Annotated in this window: 16 protein-coding genes; 1 reads left to right on the plus strand and 15 read right to left on the minus strand. The window is 70.2% G+C overall.

The window, feature by feature from the left end; all coding sequences use genetic code 11:
* Positions 1 to 19: 19 nt before the first annotated feature.
* From recQ to ACZ4NT_RS26985, 15 genes are all read right to left on the minus strand, one after another.
* On the minus strand, positions 20 to 2179 hold the full coding sequence (recQ, locus tag ACZ4NT_RS26915; RefSeq protein WP_467728047.1) for a DNA helicase RecQ: 2160 nt from the start codon (positions 2177 to 2179) through the stop codon (positions 20 to 22).
* A 206-nt stretch (positions 2180 to 2385) separates the two neighbouring features.
* Positions 2386 to 4035, minus strand: a complete 1650-nt coding sequence (gene nuoN, locus ACZ4NT_RS26920) for an NADH-quinone oxidoreductase subunit NuoN (protein ID WP_121405435.1) — start codon at positions 4033 to 4035, stop codon at positions 2386 to 2388.
* Positions 4032 to 5603, minus strand: coding sequence for an NADH-quinone oxidoreductase subunit M (locus ACZ4NT_RS26925; RefSeq protein ID WP_121405434.1), 1572 nt, complete (start codon positions 5601 to 5603; stop codon positions 4032 to 4034). The genes nuoN and ACZ4NT_RS26925 overlap by 4 nt, the downstream gene beginning before the upstream one ends.
* A 5-nt stretch (positions 5604 to 5608) precedes the next feature.
* Positions 5609 to 7573: an NADH-quinone oxidoreductase subunit L gene (gene nuoL / locus ACZ4NT_RS26930; RefSeq protein WP_467728048.1), complete on the minus strand. Its 1965-nt coding sequence runs from the start codon at positions 7571 to 7573 to the stop codon at positions 5609 to 5611.
* Between the two features lie 14 nt (positions 7574 to 7587).
* On the minus strand, positions 7588 to 7887 hold the full coding sequence (gene nuoK / locus ACZ4NT_RS26935; protein WP_121405432.1) for an NADH-quinone oxidoreductase subunit NuoK: 300 nt from the start codon (positions 7885 to 7887) through the stop codon (positions 7588 to 7590).
* Positions 7884 to 8699 carry an NADH-quinone oxidoreductase subunit J gene (locus ACZ4NT_RS26940; RefSeq protein WP_467728049.1) on the minus strand — a complete coding sequence of 272 codons (816 nt, stop codon included), beginning with the start codon at positions 8697 to 8699 and terminating at the stop codon, positions 7884 to 7886. The genes nuoK and ACZ4NT_RS26940 overlap by 4 nt, the downstream gene beginning before the upstream one ends.
* Entirely contained in the window at positions 8696 to 9337 is a 642-nt protein-coding gene (nuoI, locus tag ACZ4NT_RS26945; RefSeq protein ID WP_121405430.1) for an NADH-quinone oxidoreductase subunit NuoI, read from the minus strand. The genes ACZ4NT_RS26940 and nuoI overlap by 4 nt, the downstream gene beginning before the upstream one ends.
* Positions 9330 to 10706 (minus strand): NADH-quinone oxidoreductase subunit NuoH, encoded by a 1377-nt coding sequence (gene nuoH / locus ACZ4NT_RS26950; RefSeq protein ID WP_121405429.1) that lies wholly within the window; start codon positions 10704 to 10706, stop codon positions 9330 to 9332. The genes nuoI and nuoH overlap by 8 nt, the downstream gene beginning before the upstream one ends.
* Complete coding sequence (locus ACZ4NT_RS26955) at positions 10703 to 13207, minus strand: NADH-quinone oxidoreductase subunit G (RefSeq protein ID WP_121405428.1); 2505 nt, start codon at positions 13205 to 13207, stop codon at positions 10703 to 10705. The genes nuoH and ACZ4NT_RS26955 overlap by 4 nt, the downstream gene beginning before the upstream one ends.
* Positions 13204 to 14574 (minus strand): NADH-quinone oxidoreductase subunit NuoF, encoded by a 1371-nt coding sequence (gene nuoF, locus ACZ4NT_RS26960; RefSeq protein WP_121405427.1) that lies wholly within the window; start codon positions 14572 to 14574, stop codon positions 13204 to 13206. Before nuoF ends, ACZ4NT_RS26955 begins: the two co-directional genes overlap by 4 nt.
* Positions 14574 to 15398, minus strand: a complete 825-nt coding sequence (gene nuoE / locus ACZ4NT_RS26965) for an NADH-quinone oxidoreductase subunit NuoE (RefSeq protein WP_121406378.1) — start codon at positions 15396 to 15398, stop codon at positions 14574 to 14576. The genes nuoF and nuoE overlap by 1 nt, the downstream gene beginning before the upstream one ends.
* A gap of 29 nt (positions 15399 to 15427) precedes the next feature.
* The gene (locus tag ACZ4NT_RS26970) at positions 15428 to 16765 is read right to left on the minus strand and encodes an NADH-quinone oxidoreductase subunit D (protein WP_121405426.1); all 1338 of its coding nucleotides are present in this window, start codon (positions 16763 to 16765) and stop codon (positions 15428 to 15430) included.
* On the minus strand, positions 16762 to 17502 hold the full coding sequence (locus tag ACZ4NT_RS26975) for an NADH-quinone oxidoreductase subunit C (protein WP_121405425.1): 741 nt from the start codon (positions 17500 to 17502) through the stop codon (positions 16762 to 16764). The genes ACZ4NT_RS26970 and ACZ4NT_RS26975 overlap by 4 nt, the downstream gene beginning before the upstream one ends.
* On the minus strand, positions 17499 to 18053 hold the full coding sequence (locus tag ACZ4NT_RS26980) for a NuoB/complex I 20 kDa subunit family protein (protein ID WP_010041554.1): 555 nt from the start codon (positions 18051 to 18053) through the stop codon (positions 17499 to 17501). The genes ACZ4NT_RS26975 and ACZ4NT_RS26980 overlap by 4 nt, the downstream gene beginning before the upstream one ends.
* Positions 18054 to 18066: 13 nt before the next feature.
* Entirely contained in the window at positions 18067 to 18426 is a 360-nt protein-coding gene (locus tag ACZ4NT_RS26985) for an NADH-quinone oxidoreductase subunit A (RefSeq protein WP_007383963.1), read from the minus strand.
* Between the two features lie 713 nt (positions 18427 to 19139).
* Between ACZ4NT_RS26985 and ACZ4NT_RS26990 the strand changes: the two genes are divergently transcribed.
* Entirely contained in the window at positions 19140 to 19967 is an 828-nt protein-coding gene (locus ACZ4NT_RS26990) for a C40 family peptidase (protein ID WP_121405424.1), read from the plus strand.
* Positions 19968 to 20260: the final 293 nt, after the last annotated feature.

A 20260-nucleotide genomic window follows, 5' to 3' on the forward strand; every position in this document is an offset into this window, starting at 1 on the left:
GGCCGGGAGGGCGCCGCCCCTACGCCCAGTCCTCCGGCTCCGGCTCGTAGTCCCCGGCCATCTCGGGCCAGTCCGGGTCGAAGCCGTCGCCGGACCCGGAGCCGGGCCGGGGGGCGGGGGTGGATCCGGACTCGGAGCCCGGGGTGCGTCCGGAGGCGTCCCCGGACGCGGGCCCGGCTCCGGGCGCGGAGGCGGCTCCGGGCGCGGAGGCGGCTCCGGGCGCGGAGGCGGCTCCGGGCGCAGGGGCACCGGGCGCAGCGCCGGAGTCGGGGCCGGGGGCAGCGGTGCCGCCCGCCGAGGCGAGGGCCGCCAGCACTCCCTCCCCGTACGTAGCCAGCTTCTTCTCGCCGACGCCGCCGATCCCGCCCAGCTCGGCGATCGAGGTCGGCGCCGCGGTGGCGATCTCGCGGAGGGTGGCGTCGTGGAAGATGACGTACGCGGGGACGCCCTGCTCCTTGGCCTGGGCCGCTCGCCAGGAGCGCAGTGCCTCGAAGACGGGGACGAGTGCGGCGGGCAGCTCGGCCGCGGCGGTCCGGGACTTCCTCTCGCCCCGGCCCGCGCCCGACCGGGACGTCACCGGCTTCGGTGCCTCCTTGCGCAGCGGCACCTCGCGCTCGCGCCGCAGTACGGTGCCGCTGGCCTCGGTCAGCACGAGCGTGCCGTAGTCCCCCTCGACCGCGAGGAGCCCCTGGGCCAGCAACTGCCGGACCACCCCGCGCCATTCGGCTTCCGACAGCTCCTCCCCGATGCCGAAGACGGACAGCTGGTCGTGGTCGAACTGGATCACCTTCGCCGTCCGCCGGCCCAGCAGGATGTCGACGATCTGGACCGCCCCGAACTTCTGCCCCCGCTCCCGCTGGAGCCGGACGATCGTCGAGAGCAGCTTCTGTGCGGCGACCGTGCCGTCCCAGGTCTCCGGCGGGGCCAGGCAGGTGTCGCAGTTCCCACAGCGGTCCGCCTGCGGGTCCTGGCCGAAGTAGGCGAGGAGCTGGGAACGGCGGCACCGGACCGTCTCGCACAGCGCCAGCATCGAGTCCAGATGGGCGGCGGCCCGGCGGCGGAACGCCTCGTCGCCCTCGCTGCCCTGGATGAGCTTGCGCTGCTGCACCACGTCCTGCAGCCCGTAGGCCATCCAGGCGGTGGACGGCAGTCCGTCACGGCCGGCGCGGCCCGTCTCCTGGTAGTAGCCCTCCACGGACTTGGGAAGGTCGAGGTGGGCGACGAACCGCACGTCCGGCTTGTCGATGCCCATGCCGAAGGCGATGGTGGCGACCACGACGAGCCCCTCCTCCCGGAGGAAGCGCGACTGGTGCGCGGCGCGGGTGCCCGCGTCCAGTCCCGCGTGGTACGGAACCGCCTCGATCCCGTTGCGCGAGAGGAACTCGGCCGTCTTGTCCACCGAGTTGCGCGAGAGGCAGTAGACGATGCCCGCGTCGCCCGCGTGCTCCTCGCGCAGGAAGGCCAGCAGCTGCTTCTTGGGGTCGGCCTTGGGGACGATGCGGTACTGGATGTTCGGCCGGTCGAAGCTCGCCACGAAATGACGGGCGTCCGGCATGCCCAGGCGCTGGGTGATCTCCTGATGCGTGGCGTGCGTGGCCGTCGCCGTGAGGGCGATGCGGGGGACGTCGGGCCAGCGCTCGCCCAGCAGGGAGAGGGCCAGGTAGTCGGGGCGGAAGTCGTGACCCCATTGGGCCACGCAGTGCGCCTCGTCGATCGCGAAGACCGAGATCTTGGCGCGCGACAGCAGATCCAGTGTGCCCTGCAGGCGCAGCCGCTCCGGGGCGAGATAGAGCAGGTCCAGTTCGCCGGACAGGAACTCCGCCTCCACGACGCGCCGCTCGTCGAAGTCCTGCGTGGAGTTCATGAAGCCGGCGCGCACACCGAGCGCCCGCAGCGCGTCGACCTGGTCCTGCATCAACGCGATGAGGGGGGAGACGACGACACCGGTGCCGGGTCTGACGAGGGCCGGGATCTGGTAGCAGAGGGACTTGCCGCCGCCGGTCGGCATGAGGACGACGGCGTCACCGCCGTCGACCACGTGGTCGATGACGGCTCCCTGCTCGCCGCGGAAGGCCTCGTACCCGAAGACCCGGTGGAGCGTGGCCAGCGCCTCGCTCTCGGCCGGTCCCGTCATCGCGTCCGCTCCGGTCACCACAGCTGTCCCGCCCGTTTCGCTCATCGCCCGTCGTCCCCCGTATGTCGTGCTTCGCCCACGACAGCCACCATAGGGCTCCGCACCGACAGACCCGCAGTTGTCCACAGGACGCGACCGTCCCACTCCGCTACGCGACGCACGTCCGCCCCGCGGGTCCCGCGCCCCGGCACGCGCGAAGGGCCCCGGTCCTCCCTGGGGAGGCCGGGGCCCGGCACCGCGCGCGGCGGGACTCAGCGGACGAAGACTCCCGCCTGCCCCGCCAGGTCCAGGAAGTACTGGGGTGCCACACCCAGCACCAGTGTGACCGCCACGCCGACGGCGATCGCCGTCATGGTGAGCGGCGACGGCACGGCGACCGTCGGACCCTCGGGGCGCGGCTCGCTGAAGAACATGAGCACGATCACCCGGATGTAGAAGAAGGCCGCGATCGCCGACGAGATCACGCCGACCACGACGAGCGCACCCGCGCCGCCCTCCGCCGCCGCCTTGAACACGGCGAACTTCCCGGCGAACCCGGAGGTCAGCGGAATTCCGGCGAAGGCCAGCAGGAAGACCGCGAACACGGCCGCCACCAGCGGGGACCTGCGTCCGAGACCCGCCCACTTGGACAGGTGCGTGGCCTCGCCGCCCGCGTCCCTGACCAGGGTCACCACGGCGAAGGCGCCGATCGTCACGAACGAGTAGGCGCCCAGGTAGAAGAGCACCGACGAGACACCGTCGGGCGTCGTCGCGATGACACCCGCGAGGATGAATCCGGCGTGCGCGATGGACGAGTACGCCAGCAGCCGCTTGATGTCGGTCTGGGTGATCGCGACGATCGCGCCGCCCAGCATGGTGACGATCGCGACGGCCCACATGACCGGCCGCCAGTCCCAGCGCAGTCCCGGCAGGACCACGTACAGGAGGCGGAGCAGGGCGCCGAAGGCGGCCACCTTGGTCGCCGCGGCCATGAAGCCGGTGACCGGGGTGGGCGCGCCCTGGTAGACGTCCGGGGTCCACATGTGGAACGGCACGGCGCCGACCTTGAACAGCAGGCCCATGACGACCATCGCGACACCGATGAGCAGCAGCGCGTCGTTGCCCATGGTGTCGGCGAGCGCCGGGTCCACGTTCTGCACGGTGCCGTCGACGACCTGGGCGACCGTGGCGTACGACACCGAGCCCGCGTAGCCGTACAGCAGGGCGATGCCGAACAGGGTGAACGCGGAGGCGAAGGCGCCGAGCAGGAAGTACTTGACCGCGGCCTCCTGCGACATGAGCCGCTTGCGGCGGGCCACGGCGCACAGCAGGTACAGCGGGAGGGAGAAGACCTCCAGGGCGATGAACAGCGTCAGCAGGTCGTTCGCCGAGGGGAAGACCAGCATGCCGCCGATCGCGAAGAGCAGGAGCGGGAACACCTCGGTGGTGGTGAACCCCGCCTTGACGGCGGCCTGCTCGCTGTCGCTGCCGGGCACGGAGGCGGCCTGGGCGGCGAAGGAGTCGACGCGGTTTCCGTGCGCCTCCGGGTCGAGCCGCCGCTCGGCGAAGGTGAACACGCCGAGCAGTCCGGCCAGCAGGATCGTGCCCTGCAGGAAGAGGGCGGGACCGTCGACGGCGATCGCACCCATCGCCGCGATGTGCGCCTTGGTCGTGCCGTATCCGCCCGCCGCGAGAGCCACGACCGCCGCGAAGGCGGCGGCGAGCGCAACCACGGACACGAACACCTGTGCGTAGTACCGGGACTTGCGAGGCACGAACGCCTCGATCAGGACCCCGACGACAGCCGCCCCGATGACGATGAGGGTGGGCGACAGCTGCCCGTATTCGATCTTCGGCGCGTCGATCTTCGAGATCGGGTCGGCCGCGTTTGTCCACAGGCTGTGGACGGCTACTGCGCTCACTTGGCCGCCTCCACCTCGGGCTTGGGGTCCTTCTCGTGTACATCTGACATGGTCTGCTGCACCGCCGGGTTGACGATGTCGGTGACCGGCTTCGGGTAGACGCCCAGGAAGATCAGCAGGGCGATCAGCGGGGCGACGACCAGCAGCTCGCGCACCCGGAGGTCGGGCATCGCGGCGACCTCGGCCTTCACCGGGCCCGTCATCGTGCGCTGGTAGAGGACGAGCGTGTAGAGCGCCGCGAGGACGATGCCGAACGTGGCGATGATGCCGATGACCGGATAGCGCGAGAACGTGCCGACCAGGACCAGGAACTCGCTGACGAAGGGCGCGAGCCCGGGAAGCGAGAGCGTCGCGAGGCCGCCGATCAGGAACGTGCCGGCGAGCACCGGTGCGACTTTCTGCACCCCTCCGTAGTCCGCGATCAGACGCGAACCCCGCCGCGAGATCAGGAAGCCCGCCACCAGCATCAGGGCGGCGGTCGAGATCCCGTGGTTGACCATGTAGAGCGTCGCGCCGGACTGGCCCTGGCTGGTCATCGCGAAGATGCCGAGGATGATGAAGCCGAAGTGCGAGATCGACGCGTAGGCGACCAGCCGCTTGATGTCGCGCTGGCCGACCGCGAGCAGCGCCCCGTAGATGATGCTGATCAGCGCCAGCACGAGGATGACGGGCGTCGCCCACTTCGAGGCCTCCGGGAACAGCTGGAGGCAGAAACGGAGCATCGCGAAGGTGCCGACCTTGTCGACCACCGCGGTGATCAGGACGGCGACCGGGGCCGTGGCCTCGCCCATCGCGTTCGGCAGCCAGGTGTGCAGTGGCCACAGCGGCGCCTTCACCGCGAAGGCGAAGAAGAAGCCGAGGAAGAGCCAGCGCTCGGTGCTGGTCGCCATGTCCAGGGTGCCGCTGGCCCGGGCCTCGGCGATCTCCTGGAGCGAGAAGTTCCCGGCGACCACGTAGAGCCCGATGACGGCGGCCAGCATGATCAGGCCGCCGACCAGGTTGTAGAGGAGGAACTTCACGGCCGCGTACGAGCGCTGGGTCGCCGCCACCGCGTCGCCGTGCTCGTGGGCACGGTCCCCGAAGCCGCCGATGAGGAAGTACATCGGGATGAGCATGGCTTCGAAGAAGATGTAGAAGAGGAAGACGTCGGTGGCCTCGAAGGAGAGGATCACCATCGCCTCGACGGCCAGGATCAGGGCGAAGAACCCCTGGGTCGGCCGCCAGCGGCTGCTGCCGGTCTCCTGCGGGTCGGCGTCGTGCCAGCCCGCGAGGATCACGAACGGGATCAGCAGGGCGGTCAGCGCGACGAGCGCCACCCCGATGCCGTCCACACCCAGCTCGTACCTGACGCCGAAGTCGGCGATCCAGGAGTGGGACTCGGTGAGCTGGTACCGGTCGCCGCCGGGTTCGAAGCGGACCAGGACGATCGCCGCCAGCACGAGTGTGGCGAGGGAGACGAGCAGCGCCAGCCATTTGGCCGCGACACGTCGCGCGGCCGGCACCGCGGCCGTGGCGATCGCCCCGAGGGCCGGGAGCGCCGCCGTCGCTGTCAGCAGGGGAAAGGACATCGGTATCAGACCGCCCTCATCAGCAGGGTCGCGGCGATGAGGACCGCCGCACCGCCGAACATCGAGACCGCGTACGAGCGCGCGTAGCCGTTCTGCAGCTTGCGCAGCCGTCCGGAGAGCCCGCCGACCGAGGCCGCCGTGCCGTTGACGACGCCGTCGACCAGCGTGTGGTCGACGTACACCAGGGAGCGCGTGAGGTGCTCCCCGCCGCGCACCAGCACCACGTGGTTGAAGTCGTCCTGGTACAGGTCGCGCCGGGCGGCCCGGGTGAGCAGGGAGCCGCGCGGGGCGACCACCGGGACGCGGCGCCGCCCGTACTGCGCGTATGCGACGGCGACACCGACGACGAGCACGACCATCGTGGCGAGGGTGACCGTGAGGGCACTGACCGGCGAGTCGCCGTGGGAGTGTCCCGTGACCGGCTCCAGCCAGTGCAGGAAGCGGTCGCCGATGCTGAAGAAGGCGCCCGCGAAGACCGATCCGAAGGCCAGCACGATCATGGGGATCGTCATCGACCTGGGCGACTCGTGCGGGTGCGGTTCGGCGTGGTCGCCGTGGTGCTCCGCCGCGGGCTCCACGCTCGGCTCGGCCGGGGACGGCGTCGGCGTGTTGCGCCAGCGCTCCTCCCCGAAGAACGTCATCAGCATCACGCGCGTCATGTAGTACGCGGTGATGGCGGCGCCGAGCAGGGCCACGCCGCCGAGGATCCAGCCCTCGGTGCCGCCCTTGGCGAAGGCCGCCTCGATGATCTTGTCCTTGGAGAAGAAGCCGGACAGGCCCGGGAAACCGATGATGGCCAGGTAGCCGAGGCCGAAGGTCACGAAGGTGATCGGCATGTACCTGCGCAGGCCGCCGTACCTGCGCATGTCGACCTCGTCGTTCATGCCGTGCATGACCGAACCGGCACCGAGGAACAGGCCGGCCTTGAAGAAGCCGTGCGTCACCAGGTGCATGATCGCGAACACGTAGCCGATGGGGCCGAGGCCGGCCGCCAGGACCATGTAGCCGATCTGCGACATCGTCGAGCCGGCCAGGGCCTTCTTGATGTCGTCCTTGGCGCAACCGACGATCGCACCGAACAGCAGCGTGACGGCACCGACGACGGTGACGACGAGCTGTGCGTCGGGCGCTCCGTTGAAGATCGCCGCGGACCGCACGATCAGGTAGACGCCGGCCGTCACCATCGTCGCGGCGTGGATGAGGGCCGAGACCGGGGTCGGGCCCTCCATCGCGTCGCCGAGCCAGGACTGCAGCGGCACCTGGGCGGACTTGCCGCAGGCCGCGAGCAGGAGCATCAGCGCGATGGCCGTCAGCCTGCCCTCCGTGGCGTCCCCGGCGGCACCGGCCTCCCCCTCCACGCCCAGCAGCGGGCCGAAGGCGAAGGTCCCGAAGGTCGTGAACATCAGCATGATGGCGATCGACAGGCCCACGTCGCCGACGCGGTTGACCAGGAAGGCCTTCTTCGCGGCGGTGGCGGCGCTGGGCTTGTGCTGCCAGAAGCCGATCAGCAGGTACGAGGCGAGACCGACGCCCTCCCAGCCGACGTACAGCAGGAGGTAGTTGTCCGCGAGGACCAGCAGCAGCATCGCCGCGAGGAACAGGTTCAGATAGCCGAAGAAGCGGCGGCGGCGCTCGTCGTGCTCCATGTACCCGATCGAGTACAGGTGGATCAGCGAGCCGACGCCGGTGATCAGCAGCACGAACGTCATCGACAACTGGTCGAGCTGGAAGGCGACGTCGGCCTGGAAGCCCTCGACCGGCACCCAACTGAACAGGTACTGCGACATGGCCCGGTCCTCACCGGACTTCCCCAGCATGTCGGCGAAGAGGACCGCGCCGATCACGAAGGAGACGGCGGCGAGCGCCGTGCCGATCCAGTGCCCCACGGCGTCCAGCCGCCGGCCGCCGCACAGCAGTACGGCCGCTCCGAGCAGAGGCGCCGCTACCAGCAGCGCAATCAGATTCTCCACGATTCAGCGACCCCTTACAGCTTCATCAGGCTGGCGTCGTCGACCGAGGCCGAGTGGCGGGAACGGAACAGCGACACGATGATCGCGAGCCCGACCACGACCTCCGCGGCGGCGACGACCATCGTGAAGAAGGCGATGATCTGGCCGTCGAGATTGCCGTGCAGGCGGGAGAAGGCGACGAAGGCGAGGTTGCAGGCGTTGAGCATGAGCTCGATGCACATGAACACCACGATCGCGTTCCGCCTGATCAGTACGCCGGTGGCGCCGATCGTGAACAGCAGGGCGGCGAGATACAGGTAGTTGACCGGGTTCACTTGGGCCCCTCCCCTGTCTTCGTGCGCTCCAGGCGCTCCTCGGCGCGCTGTTCCAGGGCCTTCAGGTCGTTCAGTGCCTCGGTCGACACGTCCCGGATCTGGCCGCGGTCGCGCAGCGTCTTGTTGACCGTCAGCTCCGACGGGGTGCCGTCGGGCAGCAGGCCCGCGATGTCCACCGCGTTGTGCCGGGCGTAGACGCCGGGTGCCGGCAGGGGCGGCAGGTGCTTGCCCGCGCGGACGCGCTCCTCGGACATCTCGCGCTGGGTCTTGGCCCGCTCGGTGCGCTCCCGGTGCGTGAGCACCATGGCGCCGATGGTGGCCGTGATGAGCAGCGCGCCGGTGATCTCGAAGGCGAACACGTACTTCGTGAAGATGAGGGAGGCGAGGCCTTCCACATTGCCGTTGGCGTTCGCCTTCGCCAGGCCGTTGAAGTCGTTCACCGACGCGTTGCCGATGCCCGCGAACAGCAGGATGCCGAAGCCGAGTCCGCACAGCAGGGCCAGCCAGCGCTGGCCCTTGATGGTCTCCTTCAGCGAGTCCGCCGCGGTGACGCCCACGAGCATGACCACGAACAGGAAGAGCATCATGATGGCGCCGGTGTAGACGACGATTTGCACGACGCCCAGGAAGTACGCCCCGTTGGCGAGGTAGAAGACCGCCAGGACGATCATGGTCCCGGCCAGGCAGAGCGCGCTGTGCACGGCCTTCTTCATGAAGACGGTGCACAGGGCGCCGATCACGGCGACGGTGCCGAGGACCCAGAACTGGAAGGCCTCTCCGGTGGAGGTGGAGTAGGCGGCGAGGGACATCATCGGCGGATCACCTTCTCCGACGCCGGCTCGTCCTCGCCGAACGTGGAGGAGGCCTCCTGCGGCACCTCGCCCCGGGAGACGGCCACTTGGCGCTCCGTACCGGGCGCGGCCTCGGTGACCAGGCCCCGGTAGTAGTCCTGCTCGTCCGTGCCGGGGAAGATCGAGTGAGGGCTGTCGACCATGCCCTCCTCCAGACCGGCGAGCAGCTGCTCCTTGGTGTAGATCAGGTTGGCGCGGCTGCTGTCGGCCAGCTCGAACTCGTTCGTCATCGTCAGCGCGCGCGTGGGGCACGCCTCGATGCACAGGCCGCACAGGATGCAGCGGGCGTAGTTGATCTGGTAGACGCGGCCGTACCGCTCGCCCGGCGAGTAGCGCTCCTCGTCGGTGTTGTCCGCGCCCTCCACATAGATCGCGTCGGCGGGGCAGGCCCAGGCGCACAGCTCACAGCCGACGCACTTCTCCAGGCCGTCCGGATGGCGGTTGAGCTGGTGCCGGCCGTGGAACCGCGGGGCGGTGGTCTTCGGCTGCTCCGGGTACTGCTCGGTCAGCCGCTTCTTGAACATGGCCTTGAAGGTCACGCCGAAGCCGGCGACGGGGTTCTGGAAACCGGGTGCGGTCTCCTTCGGCTCCTCAGCCATCGGACCCCTCCTTTCCGTCACGAGTCCCGCCGAGTGATCCGTCACTCGCAGTATCGGACCCACCACTGACAATCAACTCCCGCTCGTGACGCGGGCGGCGCCGCGGGACCGGCGGCGGCGTCTGTCCGGGCAGCGGAGGTACGGGGAAGCCGCCGGCCATCGGGTCGAAGGCGGCGGGCTCGGCGGTCGCCGCCCGCTCCTTGGCGCCCCGGTCGCGGAAGATGTCCACGACGAACGAGAGCAGCAGCAGGACGAGGACACCGCCGCCGACGTACAGGGCGATGTCGGCGAAGTCGTAGTTCTCGTTGCGCAGGGTCCGCACCGTCGCGACGAGCATCAGCCAGACCACGGAGACCGGGATCAGCACCTTCCAGCCGAGCTTCATCAGCTGGTCGTAGCGGACCCGCGGGAGCGTGCCGCGCAGCCAGATGAAGAAGAACAGCAGCAGCTGCACCTTCACCGTGAACCAGAGCATCGGCCACCAGCCGTGGTTGGCGCCCTCCCAGAAGGTGCTGATGGGCCAGGGGGCGCGCCAGCCGCCCAGGAAGAGCGTCGTGGAGACGGCCGAGACCGTCACCATGTTCACGTACTCGGCGAGCATGAAGAGGGCGAACTTGATCGACGAGTACTCGGTGTTGAAGCCGCCGACCAGGTCGCCCTCCGACTCCGGCATGTCGAACGGGGCGCGGTTGGTCTCCCCGATCATCGTCACGACGTAGATCACGAAGGAGACCGGCAGCAGCACGATGTACCAGCGGTCCTGCTGCTGCTCGACGATGGTCGACGTCGACATCGAACCGGAGTAGAGGAAGACCGAGGCGAACGCGGCACCCATGGCGATCTCGTACGAGATCATCTGGGCGCACGAGCGCAGTCCGCCGAGCAGCGGATACGTCGACCCGGAGGACCAGCCCGCGAGCACGATCCCGTAGATGCCCACCGAGGCGACCGCGAGGATGTACAGCATCGCGATCGGCAGGTCGGTGAGCTGCATCGTGGTGCGCTGGCCGAAGATCGAGATCTCGTTGCCGGCCGGCCCGAAGGGGATCACCGCGATCGCCATGAAGGCCGGGATGGCCGCGACGATCGGCGCGAGGACGTACACCACCTTGTCCGCGCGCTTGACGATGACGTCTTCCTTGAGCATCAGCTTGATGCCGTCGGCGAGCGACTGGAGCATGCCCCAGGGACCGTGCCGGTTGGGGCCGATGCGCAGCTGCATCCAGGCGACGACCTTGCGCTCCCACACGATGGAGAAGAGCACGGTCAGCATCAGGAAGGCGAAGCAGAAGACCGCCTTGACGACGACCAGCCACCAGGGGTCGCGGCCGAACATCGAGAGGTCTTCAGCGGCGAGGTACGGAGTCATGCCTCCACCTCCTTGGGGGCCTCGGCAGCGAGCGTCGCCGGGCCGATGTGGACGAGTGCGCCGGGCAGCGCCCCGGTGTCGGAGGCGACGCCCCCGCCGGTGGAGTTCAGCGGGAGCCAGACGACACGGTCGGGCATCTCGGTGATCTGCAGCGGGAGTTCGACGGCTCCGGAGGGACCGGTGACGGCGAGGAGGTCGCCCTCCTTGACACCTGCCTCGGCCGCCGTGGCGGCCGACACGCGCGCGTGGGCGGCGTGCCGGGTCCCGGCGAGCGCCTCGTCGCCCTCCTGGAGGCGGCCCCGGTCGAGCAGCAGCCGGTGGCCCGCGAGCACGGCCTCACCGGCGGCGGGACGCGGCAGCAGGGCCCCGGTCTCCAGCGGCTCGCCGGCCCCCGGTCCGTCCCAGGCACCCAGCCGGTCCAGCTCGGCGCGCACGGTGCGCAGGTCCGGCAGACCCAGGTGGACGTCCATGGCGTCGGCCAGCATCTGCAGGACGCGCGCGTCGGTGGGCGCCAGCCTGCGGGTCATCTGGTCGGGCTTGAGCGCCGCGTCGAAGAGGCGGGCCCGGCCCTCCCAGTTGAGGAACGTGCCCGGCTTCTCGGCGACCGCGGCGACCGGCAGGACCACGTCCGCGTGGTCGGTGACCTCGCTGGGGCGCAGTTCGAGCGACACCAGGAACCGCACCTCGGCGAGTGCCGCACGCGCGCGTACCGGGTCGGGAAGGTCCCCGACCTCGACACCCGCCACCACCAGGGCCTGCAGCTCGCCTCCGGCGGCGGCGTCGACGATCTGGCCGGTGTCGCGGCCGTACCGGTGCGGGAGTTCGGCCACGCCCCAGACGGCGGCGACCTCGTCGCGGGCCCGCGGGTCGGTGGCCGGGCGTCCGCCCGGCAGCAGCGACGGCAGCGCGCCCGCCTCGATCGCGCCGCGCTCCCCGGCCCGGCGCGGGATCCACACCAGCCGGGCGCCGGTCGCGGTCGCGGCCCGTACAGCGGCCGTGAGGCCGCCGGCGACGGCGGCGAGCCGCTCGCCGACCACGATGACCGCGCCCTCGGTGCGCAGCGCCTCGGACGCCCGGGCGCCGTCCCCCTCCAGGCCGGCACCGCTCGCCAGGGCGTCCAGCCACTCGGTCTCGGTGCCGGGCGCGGCGGGCAGCAGCGTGCCGCCCGCCTTCTCCAGGCCCCGGGTGGCGTGCGTGGCGAGCGCGAAGGTCTGCTGGCCGTGTCCTCGCCAGGCCTTGCGCAGCCTCAGGAAGACGCCGGGCGCCTCCTCCTCGGCCTCCAGGCCCGCGAGCAGGACGGCGGGTGCCTTCTCCAGGGCGGTGTACGTGACACCGGTGCCGTCGAGGTCCCGGCCGCGCCCGGCGACCCGGGCCGCCAGGAAGTCGGCCTCCTCGCTGCTGTGCACGCGCGCGCGGAAGTCGATGTCGTTCGTGCCGAGGGCGACCCGCGCGAACTTGCTGTACGCGTAGGCGTCCTCGACGGTGAGCCGGCCGCCGGTCAGCACGGCGGCCCGGCCGCGGGCGGCGGACAGTCCGCGCGCGGCGGCCTCCAGCGCCTCCGGCCAGGAAGCGGGCTCCAGCTCGCCGGAGGCACCGCGCACCAGCGGGGTGGTGATGCGGTCCGGCCGCTGCGCGTACCGGAAGCCGAACCGCCCCTTGTCGCAGATCCACTCCTCGTTGACCTCGGGGTCGTCGGCGGCCAGGCGCCGCATGACCTTGCCGCGCCGGTGGTCGGTGCGCGTCGCGCAGCCGCCGGAGCAGTGCTCGCACACCGACGGCGAGGAGATCAGGTCGAAGGGGCGGGACCGGAAGCGGTACGCCGCCGAGGTCAGCGCGCCCACCGGGCAGATCTGGATGGTGTTCCCGGAGAAGTACGACTCGAAGGGGTCGCCCTCGCCGGTGCCGACCTGCTGGAGCGCGCCGCGCTCGATCAGCTCGATCATCGGGTCGCCCGCGATCTGGTTGGAGAAGCGGGTGCAGCGGGCGCACAGCACGCACCGCTCGCGGTCGAGCAGCACCTGGGTGGAGATCGCGACCGGCTTCTCGTACGTCCGCTTGCGTCCCTCGAAGCGGGACTCGGACTGTCCGTGGGACATCGCCTGGTTCTGCAGCGGGCACTCGCCGCCCTTGTCGCAGACCGGGCAGTCCAGCGGGTGGTTGATGAGCAGCAGCTCCATCACCCCGTGCTGGGCCTTCTCGGCGACGGGCGAGGTCAGCTGCGTCTTGACGACCATCCCGTCCGTGCAGGTGATCGTGCAGGAGGCCATCGGCTTGCGCTGGCCCTCCACCTCGACGATGCACTGGCGGCAGGCGCCGGCCGGGGCGAGGAGCGGGTGGTCGCAGAACCGGGGGATCTCGATGCCGAGCTGTTCGGCGGCCCGGATGACCAGGGTGCCCTTGGGCACGCTGATCTCCACGCCGTCGATCGTCAGCGAGACCAGGTCCTCCGGCGGGATCGCCGGCTCGCCGCCTCCGGAGGGAGCGCTTGTGGTCACTGTCATGCGTTCACCTCCGCGTGCTTGTCCGCCCAGGCGGTCGACTTGGCCGGGTCGAAGGGGCAGCCCCGGCCCGTGATGTGCTGCTCGTACTCCGCGCGGAAGTACTTGAGCGAGGAGAAGATCGGCGAGGCGGCGCCGTCGCCGAGGGCGCAGAAGGACTTGCCGTTGATGTTGTCGGCGATGTCGTTCAGCTTGTCGAGGTCGGACATGGCGCCCTTGCCGGCCTCGATGTCGCGCAGCAGTTGCACCAGCCAGTACGTCCCTTCACGGCACGGGGTGCACTTGCCGCAGGACTCGTGGGCGTAGAACTCGGTCCAGCGCGTGACGGCCCGGACGACGCAGGTGGTCTCGTCGAAGCACTGCAGCGCCTTGGTGCCGAGCATGGAGCCGGCGGCGCCGACGCCCTCGTAGTCCAGCGGGACGTCGAGGTGCTCGTCGGTGAACATCGGGGTGGAGGAGCCGCCCGGCGTCCAGAACTTCAGCCGGTGCCCGGGGCGCATCCCGCCGCTCATGTCGAGGAGCTGGCGCAGCGTGATGCCGAGCGGGGCCTCGTACTGGCCGGGGCTCGCGACGTGGCCGCTGAGCGAGTAGAGCGTGAAGCCCGGGGACTTCTCGCTGCCCATCGACCTGAACCAGTCCTTGCCCTTGTTCAGGATGGCGGGCACCGAGGCGATCGACTCGACGTTGTTCACCACGGTCGGGCAGGCGTAGAGGCCCGCGACAGCGGGGAAGGGGGGACGCAGTCGCGGCTGGCCGCGGCGGCCCTCCAGCGAGTCGAGCAGCGCGGTCTCCTCGCCGCAGATGTACGCGCCGGCGCCCGCGTGCACGGTGAGTTCGAGGTCGAGTCCGCTGCCGAGGATGTTCTCGCCGAGATAGCCGGCGGCGTAGGCCTCGCGGACGGCCTCGTGCAGCCGGCGCAGCACGGGGACGACCTCGCCCCGCAGGTAGATGAAGGCGTGCGAGGACCTGATCGCGTAGCAGGCGATCACGATGCCCTCGATGAGGCTGTGCGGGTTGGCGTAGAGGAGCGGGATGTCCTTGCAGGTGCCCGGCTCCGACTCGTCGGCGTTGACCACCAGGTAGTGCGGCTTGCCGTCGCCCTGGGGGATGAACTGCCACTTCATCCCCGTGGGGAATCCCGCGCCGCCGCGCCCGCGCAGGCCCGAGTCCTTGACGTAGGCGATGAGGTCGTCGGGCGACATGGCGAGCGCCTTGCGCAGGCCCTCGTAGCCCTCGTGCCTGCGGTAGACGTCCAGCGACCAGGACTTCTCCTCGTCCCAGAACGCCGACAGCACGGGCGCGAGCAGCTTCTCGGGGCTGCCGCCGGCCTCCGGCCGGGACGTGCCTCCGTACTCAGTGGACAAGGTCATCACTCCCCCTCCTCGGCTGCGGGACCCGCCGGGTGGGACGGGTCGGAGGCCGACGTGTCCTGCGGCGCGTCGTGCGAGCTGAGGTGTTCGGTCGGCGACGGCTCGTGCGGGGGCCCGTCCGGGGTGCCGCCGGAGCCGCGCGGGTGGACCACCCGCGCCGCGCCGGTCTCGCCCTTGGCCAGGCGCAGGCCGATCAGCGACGCGGGGCCGGCGCTGCCGCCGGCCTCCACCGCGCCGGCGCGCTCGTCGGGGAAGCCCGCCAGGATGCGGGCGGTGTCCTTGAACGTGCACAGGGGGGCGCCGCGGGTGGGTTCGACCTGTGCTCCGGTGCGCAGGTCGTCGACGAGGCGTTTGGCGGAGGCCACGGTCTGGTTGTCGAAGAACTCCCAGTTGACCATCACCACCGGCGCGAAGTCGCAGGCCGCGTTGCACTCGATGTGCTCCAGGGTGACCTTGCCGTCGTCGGTGGTCTCCCCGTTGCCGACGCCCAGGTGGTCCTGGAGGGCCTCGAAGATCGCGTCGCCGCCCATCACCGCGCACAGGGTGTTGGTGCAGACGCCGACCTGGTAGTCACCGCTGGGCCTGCGGCGGTACATGGAGTAGAAGGTGGCGACCGCGGTCACCTCGGCGGTGGTGAGGCCGAGCATGTCGGCGCAGAACCGCTGTCCGGTCCGCGTGACGTGCCCCTCCTCGGACTGCACGAGGTGGAGCAGCGGCAGGAGCGCGGACCGGGAGTCCGGATAGCGGGCGATGATCGCGCGCGCGTCGGTCTCCAGCCGGGCTCGGACGTCGTCCGGGTAGTCGGGCGCGGGCAGTTGCGGCATGCCCAGGCTGACACCCTCGGGAGTGGTGGTCACCGGTCGACGCCTCCCATCACGGGGTCGATGGACGCGACGGCGACGATGACGTCGGCGACCTGGCCGCCCTCGCACATCGCCGCCATGGCCTGGAGGTTGGTGAAGGACGGGTCGCGGAAGTGGACCCGGTAGGGGCGGGTGCCTCCGTCGGACACGGCGTGCACCCCGAGTTCGCCCTTGGGCGACTCGACGGCCGCGTACGTCTGTCCCGGCGGGACCCGGAAGCCCTCGGTCACCAGCTTGAAGTGGTGGATGAGGGCCTCCATGGAGGTGCCCATGATCTTCTTGATGTGGTCGAGGGAGTTGCCGAGGCCGTCGGGGCCGAGCGCGAGCTGGGCGGGCCAGGCGATCTTCTTGTCGGCCACCATGACCGGGCCGGGCTGCAGCCGGTCCAGGCACTGCTCGACGATCCGCAGCGACTGGCGCATCTCCTCCAGCCGGATCAGGAAGCGCCCGTAGGAGTCGCAGGTGTCGGCGGTCGGGATCTCGAAGTCGTACGTCTCGTAGCCGCAGTACGGCTGGGCCTTGCGCAGGTCGTGCGGCAGGCCCGCCGAGCGCAGGACCGGCCCCGTGGCGCCGAGGGCCATGCAGCCGGCCAGGTCCAGATAGCCGACGTCCTGCATGCGGGCCTTGAAGATGGGGTTCCCGGTGGCGAGCTTGTCGTACTCGGGAAGGTTCTTGTTCATCTTCTTCACGAACTCGCGGATCTGGTCCACCGCGCCGGGCGGCAGGTCCTGGGCGAGTCCGCCGGGGCGGATGTACGCGTGGTTCATCCGCAGGCCGGTGATCAGCTCGTAGATGTCGAGAATGAGTTCACGATCACGGAAGCCGTAGATCATGATCGTCGTGGCGCCCAGTTCCATGCCGCCGGTGGCGATGCACACCAGGTGGGAGGAGAGCCGGTTCAGCTCCATGAGGAGCACCCGGATCACCGAGGCGCGGTCGGGGATCTGGTCCTCGATGCCGAGGAGCTTCTCGACCGCGAGGCAGTACGCCGTCTCGTTGAAGAACGGCGTCAGGTAGTCCATGCGCGTCACGAACGTGGTGCCCTGCGTCCACGTGCGGTACTCGAGGTTCTTCTCGATGCCGGTGTGCAGGTAGCCGATGCCGCAGCGGGCCTCGGTGACGGTCTCGCCGTCGATCTCCAGGATGAGCCGGAGCACGCCGTGCGTGGACGGGTGCTGCGGGCCCATATTGACGATGATGCGCTCGTCGTCGGACCTGGCCGCGGACTGGGCCACCTCGTCCCAGTCGCCGCCGGTGACCGTGTAGACGGTGCCCTCGGTCGTCTCGCGGGGTGAGGCGGCCGATGCCCCAGGGGTCTGCGTGCTCATGAGTACGACCTCCGCTGGTCCGGAGCCGGGATCTGGGCGCCCTTGTACTCGACGGGGATACCGCCGAGGGGATAGTCCTTGCGCTGCGGGAAGCCCTGCCAGTCGTCCGGCATCATGATCCGCGTCAGCGCCGGGTGGCCGTCGAAGACCAGCCCGAAGAAGTCGTACGTCTCGCGCTCGTGCCAGTCGTTCGTCGGGTAGACGGAGACCAGCGAGGGGACGTGCGGATCGGCGTCCGGGGCGCTGACCTCCAGGCGGATCAGCCGGTTGTGGGTGATCGAGCGCAGGTGGTAGACCGCGTGCAGCTCGCGGCCCTTGTCCTCGGGGTAGTGCACGCCGGAGACGCCGGTGCACAGCTCGAAGCGCAGGGCCGGGTCGTCGCGGAGCGTCCGCGCGACGCGCAGCAGGTGCTCCCGCTCGATGTGGAAGGTCAGCTCGTCGCGGTCGACGACCGTCTTCCCGATCGCGTTCTCGGGGACGAGTCCCTGTTCCTCCAGGGCGCCCTCCAGCTCGTCGGCGACCTCGTCGAACCAGCCGCCGTAGGGGCGGGTGGCCGGGCCGGGCAGCCGGATCGAGCGGACCAGGCCGCCGTAGCCGGAGGTGTCGCCGCCGTTCTGGGCGCCGAACATGCCGCGCTGGACGCGGATCTCCTCGCCCTGGTCGCCTCGCTGCCCCGGGAGGTTGGAGGCGCCGAGGTCCTTCTCGGGGTTCACCCCGTTGCCGTTCGCGTCGCTCACCGCAGCAGGCCCTTCATCTCGATGGTGGGAAGCGCCTTGAGCGCCGCTTCCTCCGCCTCGCGGGCCGCCTCCTCGGCGTTCACGCCGAGCTTGGAGGTCTGGATCTTCTGGTGGAGCTTGAGAATCGCGTCCATCAGCATCTCGGGCCGCGGCGGGCAGCCGGGCAGATAGATGTCGACCGGGACGATGTGGTCGACGCCCTGCACGATGGCGTAGTTGTTGAACATTCCGCCCGACGAGGCACATACCCCCATGGAGATCACCCACTTGGGGTTGGGCATCTGGTCGTAGACCTGGCGCAGCACCGGCGCCATCTTCTGGCTGACCCGGCCGGCGACGATCATGAGGTCCGCCTGGCGCGGTGATCCGCGGAAGACCTCCATGCCGAAGCGCGCCAGGTCGTAGCGGCCCGCGCCGGTCGTCATCATCTCGATGGCGCAGCAGGCGAGTCCGAACGTGGCCGGGAAGACGGACGACTTGCGCACCCAGCCCGCGGCCTGCTCGACGGTGGTCAGCAGGAAGCCGCTCGGCAGCTTTTCTTCGAGTCCCATGGCTTAAGGCCCCTCAGTCCCATTCCAAGCCGCCGCGCCGCCATACGTACGCGTACGCGACAAAGACGGTGAGCACGAAGAGCAGCATCTCCACGAGCCCGAAAACACCCAGGGCGTCGAAGGTGACGGCCCAGGGGTAGAGGAAGACGATCTCGATGTCGAAGACGATGAAGAGCATCGCCGTCAGGTAGTACTTGATGGGGAAACGCCCGCCGCCGGCCGGCGTGGGGGTCGGCTCGATGCCGCACTCGTAGGCCTCGAGCTTGGCCCGGTTGTACCGCTTCGGACCGATCAGCGTGGCCATGACCACGGAGAAGATCGCAAAGCCTGCCCCGAGGGCTCCCAGTACGAGGATGGGCGCATACGCGTTCACCGCTCCTCGCTCCTCTCAGTCGGCACTGACTGCTGGCGGTTGTGCCGGGCGAGCCACCGCCCCACCCGTCCCACGAACCCCGTGCGTCCCGACGAAGATCGCGTACATGTGAAGCAGGTCACAAGCCCAACTGCCCCGCATCTTATGCCTGCCGGTCTGTGATCTGCGACACGGGGGTCACCAAGGACTTTGTGATCTCCACCACCAGTCGAAGGATCATGAAGTCGGATGAGCGGTGATCTTCGTACGCGAAGCAGTCGAGCGATCACCAAGAGGTGACATTTTCGCTCGTCGTCGCTGGTAGGAGCGTCGGCGCATTATCAAGCGGCAGCGAGCGCAGGCAAATTGGCGCTGGACCAGATCCCTTGATAGAGGGGCCCGTTCACACATCAGGGGGAGCGGTGTGGACGGATGTGGACACGTGCACCCGTTCACGAGCGGAGGGCGGTCGCGGTTTCGCGCGGGACGCGTCGGCCGGAGCCGCCGTTCCGTGACGTGCGTCACATCTGTGTCGGCTCCGAATAAACGGGGCTTGGCCACTGGCCTCAACCAGTGGTAGGCGCGGGGCAATTCGGGCGTAATTCCGAAAGGCCATGATCACAGGCGTGATCGACTCTGTCCGCAATGCCCGTTACGGCGTCAATGAGGGGCGCAGCGCCCGCTTTTCGGCCGTCCGTTGAACAACTGTGGCGCACCACACGTTTCTTGAAGGTATGGAGGAGCCCCTGGTACCGCTTGTACCCATGTCCCACACCGCTCACATACGCAGCCACCGGAAGCCCCGCCGCAACGCGTCGAGTCTCGCGATGCGCGCCGGAGTTGCCGGTGGCGTTCTCAGCACCCTGGCAGTGGCCGGGGCGTCCGGTGCGGCGAGCGCCGCCGAGCCCGTGACGCAGACCATCGAACTGCCGACCCTGACGGCCGACCTGTCCACTCAGGTCGCCCAGTCCGCGGACGCCACCCAGCAGGCGGCGGCCAACTACGAGCTGCAGGCGGAGCGCGACGCGGCTGCGGCCAAGGCCGCGAAGCAGGCCAAGGCCGACCTCGCCGACGCCAAGAAGAAGGCGGAGGCCCGGAAGAAGGCCGAGGCCGAGCGCAAGGCCGCCGCCACCCAGGCCGCCTCGCGTTCGTCCCAGCGCACCACTCTCGCGGCGTCGGCGGACGCCGACGTCCCCGTCGCCGCCAGCGGCAGCGTCGCCACCGTCATCGCCTTCCTGAAGGCACAGGTCGGTGACGCCTACGTCATGGGCGGCACCGGCCCCAACGCCTGGGACTGCTCCGGGCTCGTCCAGGCCGCGTTCAAGCAGGTCGGCGTCGACCTGCCGCGCGTCTCGGAGGCCCAGTCCACCGCCGGCACCCCCGTGTCGCTCTCCAACGTGCAGGTGGGGGACATCCTGTACTGGGGCTCGGCCGGATCGGCGTACCACGTCGGTGTCTACATCGGCAACGGCCAGTACCTGGACGCCGCCAACCCCTCCAAGGGCGTGGTGATCCAGGATCTTTCGGGCTACCCGGCCACCGGAGCGGTGCGGGTGCTGTAACCCGGCACGTCTTTCGCCGAGGGCCACCTTCCGGGCGGGAAGGTGGCCCTCGCGCGTGCCCGGCCCGGCGGTCCGCGGGTCCCGGGCGGCCCTCAGCGGGCCCTCAGCGGCTCCGCGGGGCCGGGACTGCGGCCCACCCGCCACCCCGCCGCCGGAGGCGGCGGACGCCGCCGTTCCCGGGATCGGAGGGACCAGCGGGGCACATGGGGCTTAGGTGCCGTACGGGGCGGAAGGTGCACACGAGCACAACTCCGGCCTCGCCCAGGCCTCCTGGACACGGATCCGCCCGCCCC

The sequence above is a fragment of the Streptomyces sp. NPDC026417 genome (genome assembly GCF_055567695.1).